The organism is Luteibacter sp. UNC138MFCol5.1, from assembly GCF_900110505.1.
Taxonomy (GTDB): Bacteria; Pseudomonadota; Gammaproteobacteria; order Xanthomonadales; family Rhodanobacteraceae; genus Luteibacter.
On sequence record NZ_FODZ01000001.1, the window covers coordinates 968,734 to 985,226 of the forward strand.

The window sequence follows — 16,493 nt, forward strand, 5'->3', positions numbered from 1 at the left end:
GCGGGGCGCGATGTGCACATCCCTGTGATGCTCGACGAAGTGGTGGAGGGCCTCGCCTTGCGCGAGAACGGGCGTTATCTGGACGGGACATTCGGCCGGGGCGGGCACGCCCGGGCGATCCTTGCCCGTCTCTCCGACGCCGGCCGCCTCTACCTGATGGACCGCGACCCGACCGCGATCGCGGTCGCCGAAGCCGGTCTCGCCACCGATGCCCGCGTGGCGCTCCGCCACGACAACTTCGCCACCATGGGCGAGTGGTCTGCGCTCGAAGGCGGCCTCGACGGCATCCTGCTCGACCTGGGCGTGTCGTCGCCGCAGCTCGACGACGCCAGCCGCGGCTTCAGCTTCATGGCCGACGCGCCGCTGGACATGCGCATGGACACGACGCGCGGCATCAGCGCCGCCGACTTCCTGCGCGACGCCGACGAGACCGAGATCGCCGACGTGCTGTGGACCTTCGGCGAAGAGCGCTTCAGCCGACGCATCGCGAAGGCCATCGTCGAGCGTCGCGCGACCGCGCCCATCCTGCGCACCGGCGAACTCGCCGAGCTGGTGGCTCGCTGCGTGGGTCGTCGCGAGCCCGGCAAGAACCCCGCGACACGCACCTTCCAGGCGTTGCGCATCCGCGTCAACGCCGAGCTGGAATCCGTCGAACGTGGCCTCGACGCCGCCCTCGAGCTTCTCAAGGTCGGCGGACGGCTCGCCGTTATCAGCTTCCATTCGCTGGAAGATCGCACGGTCAAGCAGTTCATCCGCTCGCACGAAGGACGCGTGCAGGGCAGTCGCCGCGCGCCGCCGACGGAAGCGAAGCTGGCCCGCCTCAAGCCGGTGGGCAAGGCCATCTTCCCTTCCGACGCCGAAGTCGCCGCGAACCCGCGTTCGCGCTCCGCCGTGCTGCGCATCGCGGAGAAACTCGCATGAAGGTCTTCGGCGCAATCTGCCTCTCGATCCTGCTGCTGGCGGTCATCGCCAGCGCGATCGGCGTGGTGTGGACGCGCCACGAGAGCCGCCAGCTGTTCATCGAGCTCTCGAAGCTGCAGGCGCAGAAAGACGACCTGGGTGTGGAATACGGTCGCCTCGAACTGGAGCAGGCCACCTACGCCGAACCCAGCCGCATCGACGCCGACGCCCGCGGCAAGCTCGGCATGCTCACGCCGAAGCCGCAGGACATCCAGCTGGTGCGCCGATGAGGGCCCGTCACGGCAAGCCGGTCGTGCCCACCCGCCGTCGCGGCCAGGGCCCGAGCCCGCGCAAGCGCATGACTGTCATCGTCGCCGTGCTCTGCGTCGCGGCCTCGGGCCTCGTCGTGCGCGCGTTCGACCTGCAGGTGGTCCGCAAGCAGTTCTATCAGGACCAGGGCGACGCGCGCTTCCTGCGCGAGATGCCCATCGCCGTGTCGCGCGGCACGATCTTCGACCGCAACGGCGAGCCGCTGGCCGTCTCGACGCCGGTGGCGTCCATCTGGGCCAATCCGCCGGAAGTGCTCGAGAACGAGGACCGCATTCCGGAGCTCGCGAAAGCGCTGCACGTCGATGCCGACGACCTCAAGCAGAAGATCGCGCAGCGCGCCGACAAGGAGTTCATGTACATCGCGCGCCAGCTGCGCCCCGAGGACGCGCAGGCGATCGTCGACCTCAAGATTCCCGGCATCGCCGCGCAGCGCGAGTACCGCCGCTACTACCCGTCGGGCGCGGTGAACAGCCACATCCTCGGCTTCACCAACATCGACGACCACGGCCAGGAGGGCCTGGAACTCGCGTTCGACGAATGGCTGGCCGGCAAGCCGGGCGCGAAGCGCGTGATCCGCGATCGCATGGGGCACGTGGTGCAGGACGTCGAGTTGCTTCGCGAGCCGCAGCCGGGCCGCGACCTCACGCTGTCGATCGATCGCCGCATCCAGTACCTCGCGTACAGCGCGCTCAAGGACGCCCTGGAAAAGAACAAGGCCGATTCCGGGTCGATCGTGGTGATGGACGTCCACACCGGCGAAGTGCTGGGCATGGCCAACCTGCCGTCGTTCAACCCGAACGCGGTGCGCGGCAGCACGCCGTCCGAGCGCCGCAACCGCGCGGTGACCGACGTCGTGGAGCCGGGCTCGACGATGAAGGCCTTCACCATGGCCGCGGCGCTGACGAGCGGCAAATACACGCCGACCTCGCCGCTCATCGAGACGTCGCCGGGCACGTGGATGATGGGCGGCCATCCGGTGCGCGACACCCATAACTGGGGCACGCTCACCCCCACCGGCGTGATCACGAAGTCGTCGAATGTCGGTGCCGCGAAAATCGCGATGACGCTCGACACCGATTTCCTCTACGGCGTCTACAAGTCGTTCGGGCTGGGCAACAGCACCGGCAGCGGTTTTCCCGGCGAAGCGGCGGGTTACCTGCCGGTGGGTCGCACGTGGAAGCCGATCGAGAAGTCGCGCCTTGCTTACGGCTACAACCTCAACGTCACGCCGCTGCAGCTGGCCACCGGTTACGCCGCAATCGGCAATGGCGGTGGGCTGCGCTCCCCGACCTTCATCAAGGGCGCCGACAACGATCCGGTGCAGGTCGTCACGCCAGAGGTCGCGCACGAGCTCGTTCGCATGCTCGAGACCGTCGTGTCGCCTGGCGGCACGGGCTACGGGTTCGCTTCCGTCGCCAACTACAGCGTCGCGGGCAAGACCGGTACGTCGCACAAGAACTCGGTCGGCGGCTACTACTCGAACAACTACATCTCGCTGTTCGTCGGCATGATCCCGGCCAGCGCGCCGCGACTCGTCACCGTCGTCGTCATCAACGATCCGAAGGGTGGTCGCTACTTCGGTGGTTCGGTGGCGGGTCCGGCGTTCGCGCAGGTGATGGAAGGGGCCGTGCGCCTGCTCGACATCGCGCCGGACAACGTCGGCCGATGGTACGCGGGCGGTCCCAGCCAGGGCGGACTCATCGGCACGACGAACGCGCCGCCTCCGGCCGCCGACGACAGCGCCGCCGAAGAGGTGGTGCCATGACGATGCGTCTGGCCGACCTGCTCGACGGATTCGCCGACGCCGCAGGCGCCGGCGATCTCGCTGTTTCGGGCCTCGCGATCGATTCGCGGGAGATCCAGCCGGGTAACGCGTTCGTCGCGTTGCGCGGCACGAAGGATCACGGCATCGCCTTCGCCGCGAAGGCCGTGGCGAACGGTGCGACCGCGATCCTCGCCGAGCCGCCGTTCGACGCCGTCGACGCGGGCGTCCCGGTCTTCGCGGTGGAACGTCTGCGCGAGAAGACCGGCGCCATCGCGGCACGTTTCTTCGACGATCCCTCGGCCGCGCTCGAGGTGATCGGCGTCACCGGCACGAACGGCAAGACCTCCACGGTGCAGCTCGTCGCGCAGGCGCTCGCGTTCCTCGGTCGAAAGCCGGCGACGGTCGGTACGCTCGGTGCGGGCCTGCATGGCGCGATCGCCGAAGGCGAGCGCACGACGCCGGATGCGATCCGCATGCAGGCGCTGCTCGGCGAATTCCGCGATGCGGGTGCCACGCACGTGGCGATGGAAGTCTCGTCGCATGCGCTCGAGCAGGGCCGCGTCAACGCCATCGCCTTCGATGTCGCCGTGTTCACCAACCTCACGCGCGACCATCTCGACTACCACGGCACGATGGAAGCCTACGGCGCCGCGAAGGCGAAGCTCTTCGCCTTCGAAGGCCTGCGTGCCGCCGCCGTCAACGTCGACGACCCGTTCGGCGCGAAGCTGGCGAAAGGCCTGCCCGAGGGCGTGGCGAAGCTGCGCACGTCGATGGCGACGGACGCCACCGAGAAGGACGCCGAGGTTCGCGCCGACATCGTCGTGACGTCGGCGAAGGGCCTGTCGTTCAACCTCACGACACCGTGGGGCATGCGCACCGTGCGCAGCGCGCTTCTTGGTCGCTTCAACGTGGCCAACCTGCTCGCCGTCGCCGCCGTGCTCGGCGCGCTGGGTGAGCCGTTCGATCGCATCCACGCCGCGCTGGAATCGCTCCAGCCGGTGAACGGCCGCATGAGTCGCCTCGGTGGCGACGGCCGCAAGCCGCTGGTCGTGGTCGATTACTCGCACACGCCCGACGCGCTGAAGCAGGCGCTGCTGGCGCTGCGGTCGCATACGAAGGGCCGGCTGATCTGCGTGTTCGGCGCGGGCGGCGATCGCGATCAGGGCAAGCGTCCGCTCATGGCGGCGATCGCCGAACGTCTCGCCGACGTCGTCATCGTCACCGACGACAACCCGCGCACCGAGGATGGCGATGCCATCGTCGCGCAGATCGTCGCCGGCTTCGTCCATCCCGAAACCGTCATGGTGACGCGCGACCGCGCGCAGGCCATCGCCCTGGCGCTTGCCGACGCGAAGGCCGACGACGTCGTTCTGATCGCCGGCAAGGGCCACGAAACCTATCAGGAAGGTCCGGAGGGCAAGCGTCCCTTCGACGACCTCGCCGTCGCCAGCGAGGCGATGGCATCCGGCAAGAAAGGAGTCCGCGCATGATGCGCCTGTCCGCCGTCGCCCTCTGGACCCGTGGCCGCCTGCAGGGCGCCGACGTGGACGTGGGCGGCTTTTCCATCGACACCCGCACGCTCAGGGCCGGCGACCTCTTCGTGGCGCTGCCCGGCGAGCGCGTCGACGCCCATGATTTCGTCGCCGCCGCCGCCGAACGCGGCGCGGTCGCGGCGCTCGTCACGCGCCCCGTGGACGCGCCGATCCCGCAGGTGATCGTCAACGACACGCAGGCGGCGCTCGGCGATCTCGCCAGCGCGGTGCGCGCGCAGCGCGACGTCCGCGTCGTCGGCATCACGGGATCGAACGGCAAGACGACCGTGAAGACCCTGACCGCGTCGATCCTGTCCCGTCACGGCCGCACGCACGTGAACGCCGGCAACTTCAACAACGAGATCGGCATGCCGCTCACGCTGCTGGCGATGCCGGAGGACACGCAGTACGCCGTCCTCGAGATGGGCGCCGGCAAGCCGGGCGACATCGACTACCTCGCCGCCATCGCACGGCCCGATATCGGCCTCGTCAACTCCATCGCGCCCGCCCACCTTGAGCGGATGGGCACGATCGAAGGCGTCGCCGAAACCAAGGGCGCGCTCTATCAGTCGCTGCCTCCCGATGGCATCGCGATCGTCAATGCCGACGACGAGCGCTTCGCCGGCTTCTTCGCGAACCTCGCCGGGTCGCGCACGATCCTGCGCTACGCGCTCGATCATCGCGCGGACATCGGTGCCGACATCGTCGAAGAGCGCATCGATGGCACGCACTTCGTGCTGTCGACGCCGCATGGCGATGGCGACGTGCATCTGCCGATGCCGGGCCGCCACAACGTGGCGAACGCGCTGGCGGCCGCCGCCATCGCGACGGCGCTGGGCGTGCCCGTCGAGACCATCGTCGAGGGCCTGGAGCAGGTCCCCGCCATGGCGGGCCGCCTGAACCTGGAGCCGATGCCCGGCAACTGGACGCTGATCGACGACAGCTACAACGCGAATCCCGGCTCCGCCGCGGCGGCCATCGACACGCTCGCGCTCGCGCGCGGCGAGCGCTGGCTCATCCTCGGCGACATGGCCGAGCTCGGCCCCGACGCCGTCAGGCTGCACGCCGGCATCGGTCGCCTCGCCCGCGAACGTGGCATCGAGCGGCTGCTCGCCACGGGTGCGAAGAGCGCGGCGGCGGTCGAGGCCTTCGGCGCGGGTGCGCAACATTTCGCGACGCAGGAAGAGCTCATCGAAGCCGCCTGCGCGCAGATCCACGAGGGCGTGACGTGCCTCGTGAAGGGGTCGCGTTCCTCCGGCATGGACCGGGTCGCGGCTGCGATGAAGAAGTACGCTGAAGGAGCATCCCATGCTGCTTGAACTGGCGGAATGGATGGCTCGGCACTTCACGTCGCTGCATCTGTTCCAGTACATCACCTTCCGCGCGATCATGGCCGCGCTGACCGCGCTCGCCGTGTCGCTGCTGCTGGGTCCCGCGCTGATCCGCAAGCTCGCCGCGCTCAAGGCCGGGCAGGTCGTGCGCAGCGACGGTCCTCAGACGCACCTGTCGAAGGCGGGCACGCCGACGATGGGCGGCCTACTGATCATCTTCGCCGTGGCGATCGCCACGCTGCTCTGGGCCGACCTCGGCAACCGCTATGTGTGGGTGGTGCTCGCGGTGACGCTCGCGTTCGGCGCCATCGGTTTCTACGACGATTACCGCAAGCTCGTGCTGAAGGACAGCCGCGGCCTCGCCAGCCGCTGGAAGTATTTCTGGCAGTCGGTGTTCGGCCTCGGCGCCGCGGTGTTCCTCTACCACACGCACCAGCTCCCGGCCGAGACGGCGCTCTACGTGCCGCTGTTCAAGCAGGTCGCGATCCCGCTGGGCATCCTCTTCGTGGTGATCGGCTATTTCATCATCGTCGGGTTCTCGAACGCCGTGAACCTCACCGACGGCCTGGACGGCCTGGCGATCATGCCGAGCGTGCTGGTCTCCGGCGCGCTGGGCATCTTCGCCTACCTCGCCGGCAACAAGCTGTTCTCCGAATACCTCGGCATCCCGGCGATCCCGGGCGCGGGCGAGCTGGCGATCTTCTGCAGCGCGCTGGCCGGCGCGGGCCTCGGCTTCCTCTGGTTCAACACCTATCCGGCGCAGGTCTTCATGGGCGACGTCGGTGCGCTGGCGATCGGCGCCGCGCTCGGGACCGTCGCGCTCGTGGTGCGCCAGGAAATCGTGCTGCTGGTGATGGGCGGCGTGTTCGTGATGGAGACCGCCTCGGTGATGCTGCAGGTCGGCAGCTTCAAGCTGCGCGGCAAGCGCATCTTCCGCATGGCGCCGATCCACCACCACTTCGAACTGAAGGGCTGGCCCGAACCGCGGGTCATCGTCCGTTTCTGGATCATCAGCGTCGTGCTGGTGCTCATTGGCCTCGCAACCCTGAAGGTGCGCTGAGAACGATGTTCGGCTTCGGCAACAAGCAGGCGAAACGCCGCCAGGGCCCGCGGGGAAGCTTCGATCTCCCGCTGCTCGTGGCCGCGCTGTCGCTGGCCGCCCTGGGCGTCGTGATGGTCACGTCGAGCTCGATCGCCGTGGCCGACGGCTCGCACCAGGGCGCGTTCTACTACCTCAAGCGCCACCTCGTCTTCCTCGTGCTCGGCGCGTGCCTCGCGGGCGCCGCGATGCGCACGGAGCTGAAGACGCTCGAGAAGCACAGCTTCCTGCTCCTGCTGATCGGCATCATCATGCTGCTGATGGTGTTCCTGCCGGTCTTCGGCATGCGCATCAACGGTGCGCGTCGCTGGGTGAACCTGCTCGTGACGAGCTTCCAGCCCGTCGAGGCGGTGAAGCTGATCCTCGTGGCGTACCTGGCGAGCTATCTCGTGCGTCATCGCGAGGGCGTCGAGTACGAACTGTTCGGCGTGGTGAAGCCCGTGGGCGTCGCCGGCTTCATCGTGCTGCTGCTCCTCGCGCAGCCCGACTTCGGCTCGGCCGCGCTGGTGGTCGCCACCACGGTGGGCATGGTCTGGCTGGCCGGCGCGCGCATGCGCAACCTGCTGCTGCTCGGCACGCCGCTGGTTCCCGCGCTCATCTACGCGGCGACCGCCGAGGACTACCGCATCAAGCGACTGACGTCGTTCCTCGATCCGTGGAAGGACCCGTTCAACGACGGCTTCCAGCTCACGCAGGCGCTGATCGCGGTGGGCCGCGGCGAGTGGACGGGCGTGGGCCTGGGATCCAGCGTGCAGAAGCTGTTCTATCTCCCGGAAGCGCACACCGACTTCATCCTCGCCGTGCTCGCCGAGGAACTCGGCCTGGCGGGGATCATGCTGGTGATCTTCCTCTACGTGGTGCTGGTCGGCCGTGGCCTCTACATGGGCCTCAAGGGCGTCGAACTCGGCCACCGCTTCTCCGGCTACGTCGCCTACGGCATCTCGCTGATGATGGGTTTCCAGGCGATGGTCTCCATCGGCGTGAACCTGGGCGTGCTGCCGACCAAGGGCCTCACGCTGCCGCTGATCAGCTCGGGCGGTTCGTCCGTGCTGATGACCTGCGCGATGGTCGGCGTGCTCCTGCGCGCGACGTTCGAGATCAACCGCGCCGAGGACGCGCGCCAGACCGCCGTGCGCATGCCGGCGAGCGCGGTACCCGATTCGGCGGCCCCCACGGGCGGTGTCGCATGAGCGGCCCCGTGCTGATCATGGCCGGCGGTACGGGCGGCCACATCTTCCCGGGTCTCGCCGTCGCCGATGAGCTGCGCTCGCGCGGCGTGCCCGTCGCCTGGCTGGGTGCCGAGGGCGGCATGGAGACCCGCGTCGTGCCGGCGCATGGCCTCGACCTGCACACGGTGTCCGTCGGTGGCCTGCGCGGCAAGAGCATGAAGACCCGCGTGCAGGCCCCCTTCATGCTCGTCCGCGCGCTGCTCGACTCGCTCAGACTGCTGCGCAAGCTCCGTCCGCGCTGCGTGATCTCGATGGGTGGCTATGTCGCCGGCCCCGCCGGTGTCGCCGCGCGACTGGCCGGTATTCCGCTCGTCGTGCACGAGCAGAACGCCGTCGCCGGTTTCACCAACCGCAAGCTGGCCGGGTTCGCCAAGAAGGTGCTGACGGGCTTTCCGAACGTCCTGCCGAACGGCGAATGGGTCGGCAACCCGGTGCGCGCCCGCATCGCCGCGCTGCCGCCTCCGGCGGAGCGCTTCGCGGGGCGCGACGGCCGCGCGCGCATCCTCGTGCTGGGCGGCAGCCTCGGCGCGCGCACGCTGAACCTGATCGTGCCCAAGGCCCTCGCTCACCTGCGTGCCAATCCCGACCTCGACACCCTCGATCCGGAAGTGGTGCACCAGACGGGCGAGCGTGGGCTCGAAGAAGCCAATGCCGCCTACACCGAGGCGGGCGTGGCGGCGACCATCGTGCCCTTCATCGAGGACATGGCCGGCGCGTACGCGTGGGCGGACATCGTCGTGTGCCGGGCCGGCGCGCTGACGGTCGCCGAACTGTGCGCGGCGGGCCTCGAAGCGCTGCTGGTGCCGTTCCCGCACGCGGTCGACGATCACCAGACGGTGAACGCGCGCGCCATGGTCAACGCCGGCGGCGCGCGCATCGCGACCGACGCCATGCTCAACGCACCCGGGGCGCACGAAGCGCTCGCGCTCGTCCTGTTCGACATGCTGCTGGATCGCCAGCGCATCCTTTCCGCGGCCAATGCGTCCCGCACGCTGGCCAAGCCCGACGCAGCAGCAACGATTGCCCGTCACTGCATGGAGGTTTCCGCATGACGCCCGGTCGTTTGCGCGCCCACGAAGATTTCATGACCTCGTTCCGCCGTGTCCACTTCATCGGCGTCGGCGGCGTCGGCATGAGCGGTATCGCCGAGGTGCTATGCAACCTCGGTTACAGCGTGTCCGGCTCCGACCGGGCGCCGTCGCCGACGACCGACCGTCTCGCCGGCCTCGGTGTCGAGGTGCACATCGGTCACGAAGCCTCGAACGTCGACGGCGCGGACGTGATCGTCACGTCGAGCGCGATCCGCCAGGACAATCCGGAACTCGTCGCCGCGCGCGCCGCGCGCATTCCCGTGGTGCCGCGTGCCGAAATGCTCGGCGAGCTGATGCGCTTCCGCCGCGGTATCGCGATCGCCGGTACGCACGGCAAGACCACCACCACCAGCCTCGTCGCCAGCGTGCTGGCCGAGGCGGACTACGATCCGACGTTCGTGATCGGCGGCCAGCTCAACGCGGCCGGCGCGAACGCACGACTCGGCACCGGCCAGTACCTGGTGGCGGAAGCGGACGAATCGGACGGCTCGTTCCTGATGCTGTCGCCGGTGATCGCGGTGGTGACCAACATCGACGCGGACCACCTCGAGAACTACAACAACGACTTCGCGCAGGTGAAGAAGGCGTTCGGCGATTTCCTGCATCGCCTGCCGTTCTACGGCATGGCCGTGCTCTGCATCGACGACGAGGAAACCGCGAAGCTGGCGCAGGACACCTCGCGCCGCATGCTGACCTACGGTATCGACAAACCGGGTGCCGACGTCTCGGCGTCGAACGTCCGCCAGGTCGGTTTCGAGATGCATTTCGACCTGCACCTGCCGGGCATGGCGGGCACGCTGCCCGTGACGCTCAACCTGCCGGGTCGCCACAACGTGCAGAACGCGCTGGCCGCGGCCGCCGTGGGCTGGCAGCTCGGCGTCGACGCGGAATCCATCGCCCGCGCGCTCGCGCGCTTCGAAGGCGTCGGTCGCCGCTTCCACCGTCGCGGCGAAATCGCGCTCGACCAGGGCCATGCGCTGCTCGTCGACGATTACGGTCATCACCCGCGCGAGCTGGCCGCCGTGTTCGCCGCCGCCCGCGGCGGTTGGCCGGATCGCCGCCTCGTCGTCGCGTTCCAGCCGCACCGCTACAGCCGCACGCGCGACCTGCTCGACGATTTCGCGAACGTGCTGGCCGAGGTCGACGTGCTGGTGCTGACCGAGGTGTATCCCGCCGGCGAAGCGCCGATCGCGGGCGCGGACGGCCGCTCGCTCGCTCGCGCCATCCGCGCGCGCGGCAAGACCGACCCGGTGCTGGTCGACCACCCGCGCGACCTGCGCGCCACGCTGCCCGCGCTCGCGCGCGACGGCGACCTGATCCTGCTGCTCGGCGCCGGCGACATCGGCGCGGCGGCCATCGAGCTGGCGAACGCCGGCAACCTGAGGACCCCGAACCGATGAGCACCACCCGTTTCCCGCGCCTGGTCACCGACGCCGCCGACTTCGGCCGCGTGGCCGTGGTCATGGGCGGAAACTCGGCCGAGCGCGAGGTTTCGCTCAATTCCGGCCAGGGCGTGCTGGACGCGCTGCGCGCCAGCGGCGTCGACGCCCATGCGATCGACGGCATTCCCGCCCTGCTCGACGCGGTGCGCGCCGGCCACTTCGCGCGCGTGTTCAACATCCTGCACGGCGCGGGTGGCGAGAACGGCGAGCTCCAGGGCGCGCTGCAGTCCCTCGGCGTTCCGTACACCGGTTCGGGCGTGCTTGGCTCGGCGCTGTCGCTGGACAAGGTGCGCGCGAAGCAGGTGTGGATCGCGCTCGGCCTGCCCACGCCGAAGTTCAAAGCGCTGCCGCGCGGTGCCGACGTGCATGCCGCCGCGCGCGAGATCGGTTTCCCGCTGATCGTGAAGCCGGCCTGGGAAGGTTCCAGCGTGGGCATCACGCGCGTGTTCGACGAAGCGGGCCTCGACGCCGCCGTGGAACTGGCGCGCCGGTATCCGGGCGACCTGCTGATGGAAACGCTGATCGAGGGCGACGCGAACGAGGGCGGCGAATTCACCGTCGGCGTGCTCGGCCGCGAGGTGCTGCCGACCATCAGGATCGTGCCGAACAGCGCCTATTACGACTACAACGCCAAGTACATCGCCGACGACACGCGCTACATCGTGCCCGGTCTGGACGGCGCCGCCGAGGACGAAATGCGGGCGCTCGCGCTGCGGGCGTTCGACGCGCTGGACTGCTTCGGCTGGGGCCGCGTCGACATCATGCGCGACCGCCACGGCAGGAACTGGCTGCTCGAGGTCAACACGGCGCCGGGCATGACGTCGCACTCGCTCGTCCCGAAAGCCGCGGCCGTCGCGGGCCTCGATTACCAGGCGCTGTGCTGGCGCGTCCTCGAAACCTCCATGCAGCGGGAGGGTGCGAAGGCATGAAGGGAGCCGCCGCCACGCGAATCGTCGCCTGGGGTATCGCCATCACGCTGGTGGCGCTGCCCGTGGTCGGCGTGATGCAGGGCTGGTTCGCCGCCGGCCGCTGGCCGGTGACGCAGCTGAAGGTCGAGGCGGAGTTCGCGCACGTCAGCGCCGAGCAGATCCGTAGCGCCGTGCTGCCGCGTCTGGGCAAGGGCTTCTTCGCCACCGATCTGGAAGACGTGCGCAAGGCGATCGGTTCGCTGCCGTGGGTGGAGTCGGTGGAAGTGCGCAAGCGCTGGCCCGACACGCTGCTGGTGCGGATCTACGAACGCCAGCCGTTCGCGCGCTGGAACGAGGATCGCCTGATCAGCCGCCAGGGCCTCGTGTTCGAGGCGCCGGGTGCCGACCAGATGGGCGATCTGCCGCGCCTGCGCGGTCCGGACTCGCGCCTCGCCGAAGTGGTCAGCTTCTACGCGCAGGCGCGCAAGGCGTTCGAAGGCCGCACCGGCCTGTCGATCGTCGGCGTCAGCCTGAGCGATCGCGGCAGCTGGAGCGCCACGACGGACAGCGGCGCCGAGATCGTGATCGGCGACCGCGACCAGGCCGATCGTCGCCTCGCGCGCTTCCTCGACGTCTACCCCCAACTCGTCGCGGGCCGGCACGGCGGTTTCGCCTATGCCGACCTGCGTTACACCAACGGATTCGCCATCCGGTGGCCGGAACCGGAAACCACGGCCACACCCAAGGTCGGAACCTGAGCTAAACCATGAGAAACAAGAACGACAAACAGCTCGTCGTCGGCCTCGACATCGGAACGTCGAAGGTCGTCGCCATCGTCGGCGAGTACGAGCCGGGCGAACCGATCGAGGTGATCGGCATCGGCACGCACGTCTCGCGCGGCATGAAGCGCGGTTCGGTGGTGGACATCGAATCGACCGTGCATTCCATCCAGCGCGCGGTGGAGGAAGCCGAGCTGATGGCGGGCTGCGACATCCGCTCGGTGTACGCCTCGATCTCGGGCAGCCACCTCGAGACACGCAACTCGCACGGCACCGCGGCGATCCGCGACCGCGAGGTGATGTCGGCCGATCTCGAGCAGGTGCTCGAAGCCGCGAGCGCCGTCGCGATCCCGGCCGACCGCAAGGTGCTCTACAAGGAATCGCAGGAATACCGCATCGACGGACAGGACGGCATCCGCCATCCGGTCGGCATGAGCGGCGTGCGCCTCGAGGCCAGCGTGCACCTGGTCACCGGCGCCGCCAGCGCGGTGCAGAACATCTCCAAGTGCATCCAGCGTTGCGGCCTCTCGGTCGACGAGCTGGTGCCCGCCGCCGTCGCCAGCGCGAAGGCCGTGCTGACGGAGGACGAACTCGAGCTCGGCGTGTGCCTCGTCGACATCGGTGCCGGCACGACGGACATCGCCATCTACACGCAGGGTGCGATCCGCTACACGAAGTCGCTGCCGGTCGGCGGCGACCAGGTGACGAACGACATCGCGTACGGCGTGCACACACCGACCGCTCACGCGGAAGAGATCAAAATCAAATACGCGTGTGCGCTCGCCCAGCTCGCGCACGCGGAAGAAACCATCCAGGTGCCGAGCGTCGGCGACCGTCCGCCGCGCCGTCTCGCGCGACAGGCGCTCGCGCAGTCGGTGCAGGCGCGCTACGAGGAGATCTTCGAGATGGTGCAGGACGAACTGCGCCGCTCGGGATACGAGAGCCTCGTCGCCGCGGGCATCGTGCTGACGGGTGGCGCCTCGCGCATGGAAGGCGCGCTCGAACTCGCGGAGGAGATCTTCCACAAGATGGTCCGCATCGGCGTGCCACAGCACGTCTCGGGCCTGGGCGACGTCGTGTCCAGCGAGCTGCATTCGACGGGCGTGGGCCTGCTGCTGCACGGCTCGCGTTCGAGCGGCGGCGCGCGGCACACGGGTTCCGCGGTCGGCAACGTGGGCAGCGTGGTGGAGAAGTTCCGGAGCTGGTTCACCAAGAATTTCTGAGTTTCGCTTCACCGGATAGTCGGTGCCCGACGGAAGGGGGGCGCCGGGGCAAGAGGAAGGCCCGCAACCCGCGGCCGACAGGAGTCGGACTCGGGACATAAACCAAAAAAAACCAAAGTTCTGCGGAGGACGGGAAATGTTCGAACTGATCGAAAAACTGGCACCGAATGCGGTCATCAAGGTCATCGGCGTGGGCGGTGGCGGCGGTAACGCCGTGGCCCACATGGTCAACTCCAACATCGAGGGCGTCGAATTCGTCGTCGCCAACACCGATGCGCAGGCCATGAAGAGCTGCGGCTCGCGCACGCACCTGCAGCTCGGCGGCAACGTCACCAAGGGCCTCGGCGCCGGCGCGAATCCGGAAGTCGGCCGCCAGGCCGCGCTGGAAGACCGCGAGCGCATCGAGGAAATGCTCGAAGGCGCCGACATGGTGTTCATCACCGCCGGCATGGGCGGTGGCACGGGTACCGGCGCCGCGCCGGTCGTCGCGCAGCTGGCGAAGGAGAAGGGCATCCTGACGGTCGCCGTCGTGACCAAGCCGTTCCCGTTCGAAGGCCGCCGTCGCATGCAGGTCGCCCTCAAGGGTATCGAGGACCTCTCGCAGCACGTCGATTCGCTGATCACCGTGCCGAACGAGAAGCTGCTCTCGGTGCTGGGTCGCGAAGTGACGCTGCTGAACGCCTTCAAGGCGGCCAACGACGTCCTGCAGGGCGCGGTCCAGGGCATCGCCGACCTGATCACGGCCCCGGGCCTGATCAACGTCGACTTCGCCGACGTCCGCACCGTCATGAGCGAGATGGGCATGGCGATGATGGGCTCGGGCACCGCCCGTGGCGACGATCGCGCCCAGGCCGCCGCCGAGTCGGCGATCAACAACCCGCTGCTCGAGGACGTCAACCTGGCCGGTGCCTGCGGCATCCTGGTCAACGTCACCGCCGGTCCGAACCTGACCATGCGCGAGTTCGACGAGATCGGCCGCGTGATCCACGACTTCGCCTCGGAAGACGCGACCGTCGTGATCGGCACCTCGCTCGATCCGGAAATGCAGGACGACGTCCGCGTCACGGTCGTGGCCACGGGCCTGAACCGCGGTGTCGCGGCGAAGCAGCCGATCCGCCCGCCGGTCCAGCAGCAGGTCGAGATGCGTCAGCGTCCGCGCCCGGTCGTGCTGCGCACGGGCACCGGCAACGAGGTCGTCGACTACGCGCAGGCCGATGCCGTGCCGTCGGTCCGTACCGAGCAGGCGGCCCCGCAGAAGAACGCGGAGCCGGCGATCGACTACCTCGACATCCCGGCCTTCCTGCGTCGCCAGGCCGACTGATCCAAAGACACGCCAGGGCACGTTAAGGAAAACGTGCGGACGATCCTGCAGGACGCGAGGATCGACAGGCGTTCCGCCGCCGCTCCCGTCCGGGCGGCGGAACGCCTCCGTGTCCCCTCAGGAAAACCTGCAAGTGATATCAATTACTTGCAAGTGCTTGACTCGCCCCGCATTTCAGTCGCAAGCGAAATGAGAACGGGTCGCGGCCGATGCTGAAGGGATAGTGAAAGGAATCGTGAACTGTACTGTCTGGTTTGTTTATTCCGAGGTTAAGACTGTGTTAGCATGTCGGTTACTTTAGGCTGCTGCCAACAAGGTTTGACCCAACATGATCAAGCAGCGCACGCTCAAGAACATCATTCGCGCCACGGGCGTCGGTCTCCACACCGGCGACAAGGTGTACATGACGCTTCGTCCGGCGGCGCCGAACACGGGCATCGTGTTCCGCCGTACCGACCTCAATCCGCCGGTCGAGCTCAAGTCTCGTCCGGAAAACGTGGGCGACACGCGACTGTCGACCACGCTGATCCATGGCGACGTCCGCGTCTCGACGGTTGAGCATCTGCTCTCGGCGATGGCCGGTCTCGGCATCGACAACGCGTACGTCGACCTTTCCGCGCCGGAAGTGCCCATCATGGATGGCAGCGCGGGTCCGTTCGTGTTCCTGATCCAGTCCGCCGGCATCGAGGAACAGGATGCCGCCAAGCGTTTCATCCGCATCAAGAAGCCGGTGATCGTGCAGGACGGCGACAAGTGGGCCAAGCTCGAGCCGTTCGACGGCTTCAAGGTCGGCTTCTCCGTCGAGTTCGACCATCCGCTGTTCAACAAGCGCAATTCGCAGGCCGAGATGGATTTCTCGACGACATCGTTCGTCAAGGAAGTCAGCCGCGCCCGCACGTTCGGTTTCATGCGCGACATCGAGATGCTCCGCGAGCGGAACCTCACGCTCGGCGGTTCGATGGACAACGCCGTGGTGCTCGACGACTACCGCGTGCTCAACGAAGACGGCCTCCGTTACGACAACGAGTTCGTCAAGCACAAGATCCTGGACGCCATCGGCGACATCTACATGCTGGGCCACAGCCTGATCGGCGCGTACTCCGCGCACAAGTCGGGCCACGAGCTCAACAACAAGCTGCTCCGCAGCCTGATGGCCGACGTGACGGCATGGGAAGAAGTCAGCTTCAAGGATCCGGCCAAGGCGCCGATCTCCTACGCCCATCCCGCCCAGGCGGTGTAAGGCGAGGCCCGCCACGGCGGGTCGACGCGATACGAAGAAGGCCGCGAGCGATCGCGGCCTTTTTCGTTGTGGCGGGCTCGGCTGCGCCACCGTGTTGCGGCCCGAGCGCGTCTGGCGTTGCCGCTACGTGGAGCAGCGTCGTCGCAACGGCGCACACCGGTGCCCACCGCCTCGATCTTGGGCCCAAGCGACGGCGTCGCACCGACGTGCGTTTGGGCGTCCGGCAGAAACCCGATGCGGTCGTGTGGCGAAAACCGAACGCACCGCGGTGGATCCCGGTTTTCACCGGGATGACGGTGAGGG

Annotated in this window: 14 protein-coding genes; all 14 read left to right on the forward strand. The window is 68.4% G+C overall.

Annotated features, from left to right (window positions below; genetic code table 11):
- The first annotated feature begins 12 nt into the window (after window positions 1-12).
- The 14 genes from rsmH (at window position 13) to lpxC (ending at window position 16,190) form a co-directional block, all read left to right on the forward strand.
- Window positions 13-921 carry a 16S rRNA (cytosine(1402)-N(4))-methyltransferase RsmH gene (gene rsmH, locus BMY69_RS04245; protein ID WP_255364451.1) on the forward strand — a complete coding sequence of 303 codons (909 nt, stop codon included), beginning with the start codon at window positions 13-15 and terminating at the stop codon, window positions 919-921.
- Complete coding sequence (gene ftsL, locus BMY69_RS04250) at window positions 918-1,190, forward strand: cell division protein FtsL (protein ID WP_090175488.1); 273 nt, start codon at window positions 918-920, stop codon at window positions 1,188-1,190. The genes rsmH and ftsL overlap by 4 nt, the downstream gene beginning before the upstream one ends.
- A complete protein-coding gene (locus tag BMY69_RS04255; RefSeq protein WP_255364452.1) occupies window positions 1,187-2,995 on the forward strand; it encodes a peptidoglycan D,D-transpeptidase FtsI family protein in 1,809 nt (602 codons plus the stop codon). The genes ftsL and BMY69_RS04255 overlap by 4 nt, the downstream gene beginning before the upstream one ends.
- The gene (locus BMY69_RS04260) at window positions 2,992-4,485 is read left to right on the forward strand and encodes a UDP-N-acetylmuramoyl-L-alanyl-D-glutamate--2,6-diaminopimelate ligase (protein WP_090175490.1); all 1,494 of its coding nucleotides are present in this window, start codon (window positions 2,992-2,994) and stop codon (window positions 4,483-4,485) included. The genes BMY69_RS04255 and BMY69_RS04260 overlap by 4 nt, the downstream gene beginning before the upstream one ends.
- Window positions 4,482-5,846: a UDP-N-acetylmuramoyl-tripeptide--D-alanyl-D-alanine ligase gene (gene murF, locus BMY69_RS04265; RefSeq protein ID WP_090175491.1), complete on the forward strand. Its 1,365-nt coding sequence runs from the start codon at window positions 4,482-4,484 to the stop codon at window positions 5,844-5,846. Before BMY69_RS04260 ends, murF begins: the two co-directional genes overlap by 4 nt.
- On the forward strand, window positions 5,836-6,918 hold the full coding sequence (mraY, locus tag BMY69_RS04270) for a phospho-N-acetylmuramoyl-pentapeptide-transferase (protein ID WP_090056532.1): 1,083 nt from the start codon (window positions 5,836-5,838) through the stop codon (window positions 6,916-6,918). Before murF ends, mraY begins: the two co-directional genes overlap by 11 nt.
- 5 nt (window positions 6,919-6,923) lie before the next feature.
- On the forward strand, window positions 6,924-8,147 hold the full coding sequence (gene ftsW, locus BMY69_RS04275; RefSeq protein WP_090175493.1) for a putative lipid II flippase FtsW: 1,224 nt from the start codon (window positions 6,924-6,926) through the stop codon (window positions 8,145-8,147).
- A complete protein-coding gene (gene murG, locus BMY69_RS04280; protein WP_090175494.1) occupies window positions 8,144-9,238 on the forward strand; it encodes an undecaprenyldiphospho-muramoylpentapeptide beta-N-acetylglucosaminyltransferase in 1,095 nt (364 codons plus the stop codon). The genes ftsW and murG overlap by 4 nt, the downstream gene beginning before the upstream one ends.
- Complete coding sequence (gene murC / locus BMY69_RS04285; protein ID WP_090175496.1) at window positions 9,235-10,677, forward strand: UDP-N-acetylmuramate--L-alanine ligase; 1,443 nt, start codon at window positions 9,235-9,237, stop codon at window positions 10,675-10,677. Before murG ends, murC begins: the two co-directional genes overlap by 4 nt.
- Window positions 10,674-11,648, forward strand: coding sequence for a D-alanine--D-alanine ligase (locus BMY69_RS04290; RefSeq protein WP_090056540.1), 975 nt, complete (start codon window positions 10,674-10,676; stop codon window positions 11,646-11,648). The genes murC and BMY69_RS04290 overlap by 4 nt, the downstream gene beginning before the upstream one ends.
- Window positions 11,645-12,385 (forward strand): cell division protein FtsQ/DivIB, encoded by a 741-nt coding sequence (locus BMY69_RS04295; RefSeq protein WP_090056542.1) that lies wholly within the window; start codon window positions 11,645-11,647, stop codon window positions 12,383-12,385. The genes BMY69_RS04290 and BMY69_RS04295 overlap by 4 nt, the downstream gene beginning before the upstream one ends.
- Window positions 12,386-12,393: 8 nt before the next feature.
- Entirely contained in the window at window positions 12,394-13,629 is a 1,236-nt protein-coding gene (gene ftsA / locus BMY69_RS04300) for a cell division protein FtsA (protein ID WP_090056544.1), read from the forward strand.
- 136 nt (window positions 13,630-13,765) lie between these two features.
- Window positions 13,766-14,950 carry a cell division protein FtsZ gene (ftsZ, locus tag BMY69_RS04305; protein WP_090056547.1) on the forward strand — a complete coding sequence of 395 codons (1,185 nt, stop codon included), beginning with the start codon at window positions 13,766-13,768 and terminating at the stop codon, window positions 14,948-14,950.
- A gap of 328 nt (window positions 14,951-15,278) precedes the next feature.
- Complete coding sequence (lpxC, locus tag BMY69_RS04310; protein WP_090056549.1) at window positions 15,279-16,190, forward strand: UDP-3-O-acyl-N-acetylglucosamine deacetylase; 912 nt, start codon at window positions 15,279-15,281, stop codon at window positions 16,188-16,190.
- Window positions 16,191-16,493 lie beyond the last annotated feature (303 nt).

Coding starts and splice junctions, on each gene's coding strand:
- ftsL (WP_090175488.1), top strand. CDS start 918: ATGAAGGTCTTCGGCGCAATCTGCCTCTCGATCCTGCTGCTGGCGGTC.
- BMY69_RS04255 (WP_255364452.1), top strand. CDS start 1,187: ATGAGGGCCCGTCACGGCAAGCCGGTCGTGCCCACCCGCCGTCGCGGC.
- BMY69_RS04260 (WP_090175490.1), top strand. CDS start 2,992: ATGACGATGCGTCTGGCCGACCTGCTCGACGGATTCGCCGACGCCGCA.
- murF (WP_090175491.1), top strand. CDS start 4,482: ATGATGCGCCTGTCCGCCGTCGCCCTCTGGACCCGTGGCCGCCTGCAG.
- mraY (WP_090056532.1), top strand. CDS start 5,836: ATGCTGCTTGAACTGGCGGAATGGATGGCTCGGCACTTCACGTCGCTG.
- ftsW (WP_090175493.1), top strand. CDS start 6,924: ATGTTCGGCTTCGGCAACAAGCAGGCGAAACGCCGCCAGGGCCCGCGG.
- murG (WP_090175494.1), top strand. CDS start 8,144: ATGAGCGGCCCCGTGCTGATCATGGCCGGCGGTACGGGCGGCCACATC.
- murC (WP_090175496.1), top strand. CDS start 9,235: ATGACGCCCGGTCGTTTGCGCGCCCACGAAGATTTCATGACCTCGTTC.
- BMY69_RS04290 (WP_090056540.1), top strand. CDS start 10,674: ATGAGCACCACCCGTTTCCCGCGCCTGGTCACCGACGCCGCCGACTTC.
- BMY69_RS04295 (WP_090056542.1), top strand. CDS start 11,645: ATGAAGGGAGCCGCCGCCACGCGAATCGTCGCCTGGGGTATCGCCATC.
- ftsA (WP_090056544.1), top strand. CDS start 12,394: ATGAGAAACAAGAACGACAAACAGCTCGTCGTCGGCCTCGACATCGGA.
- ftsZ (WP_090056547.1), top strand. CDS start 13,766: ATGTTCGAACTGATCGAAAAACTGGCACCGAATGCGGTCATCAAGGTC.
- lpxC (WP_090056549.1), top strand. CDS start 15,279: ATGATCAAGCAGCGCACGCTCAAGAACATCATTCGCGCCACGGGCGTC.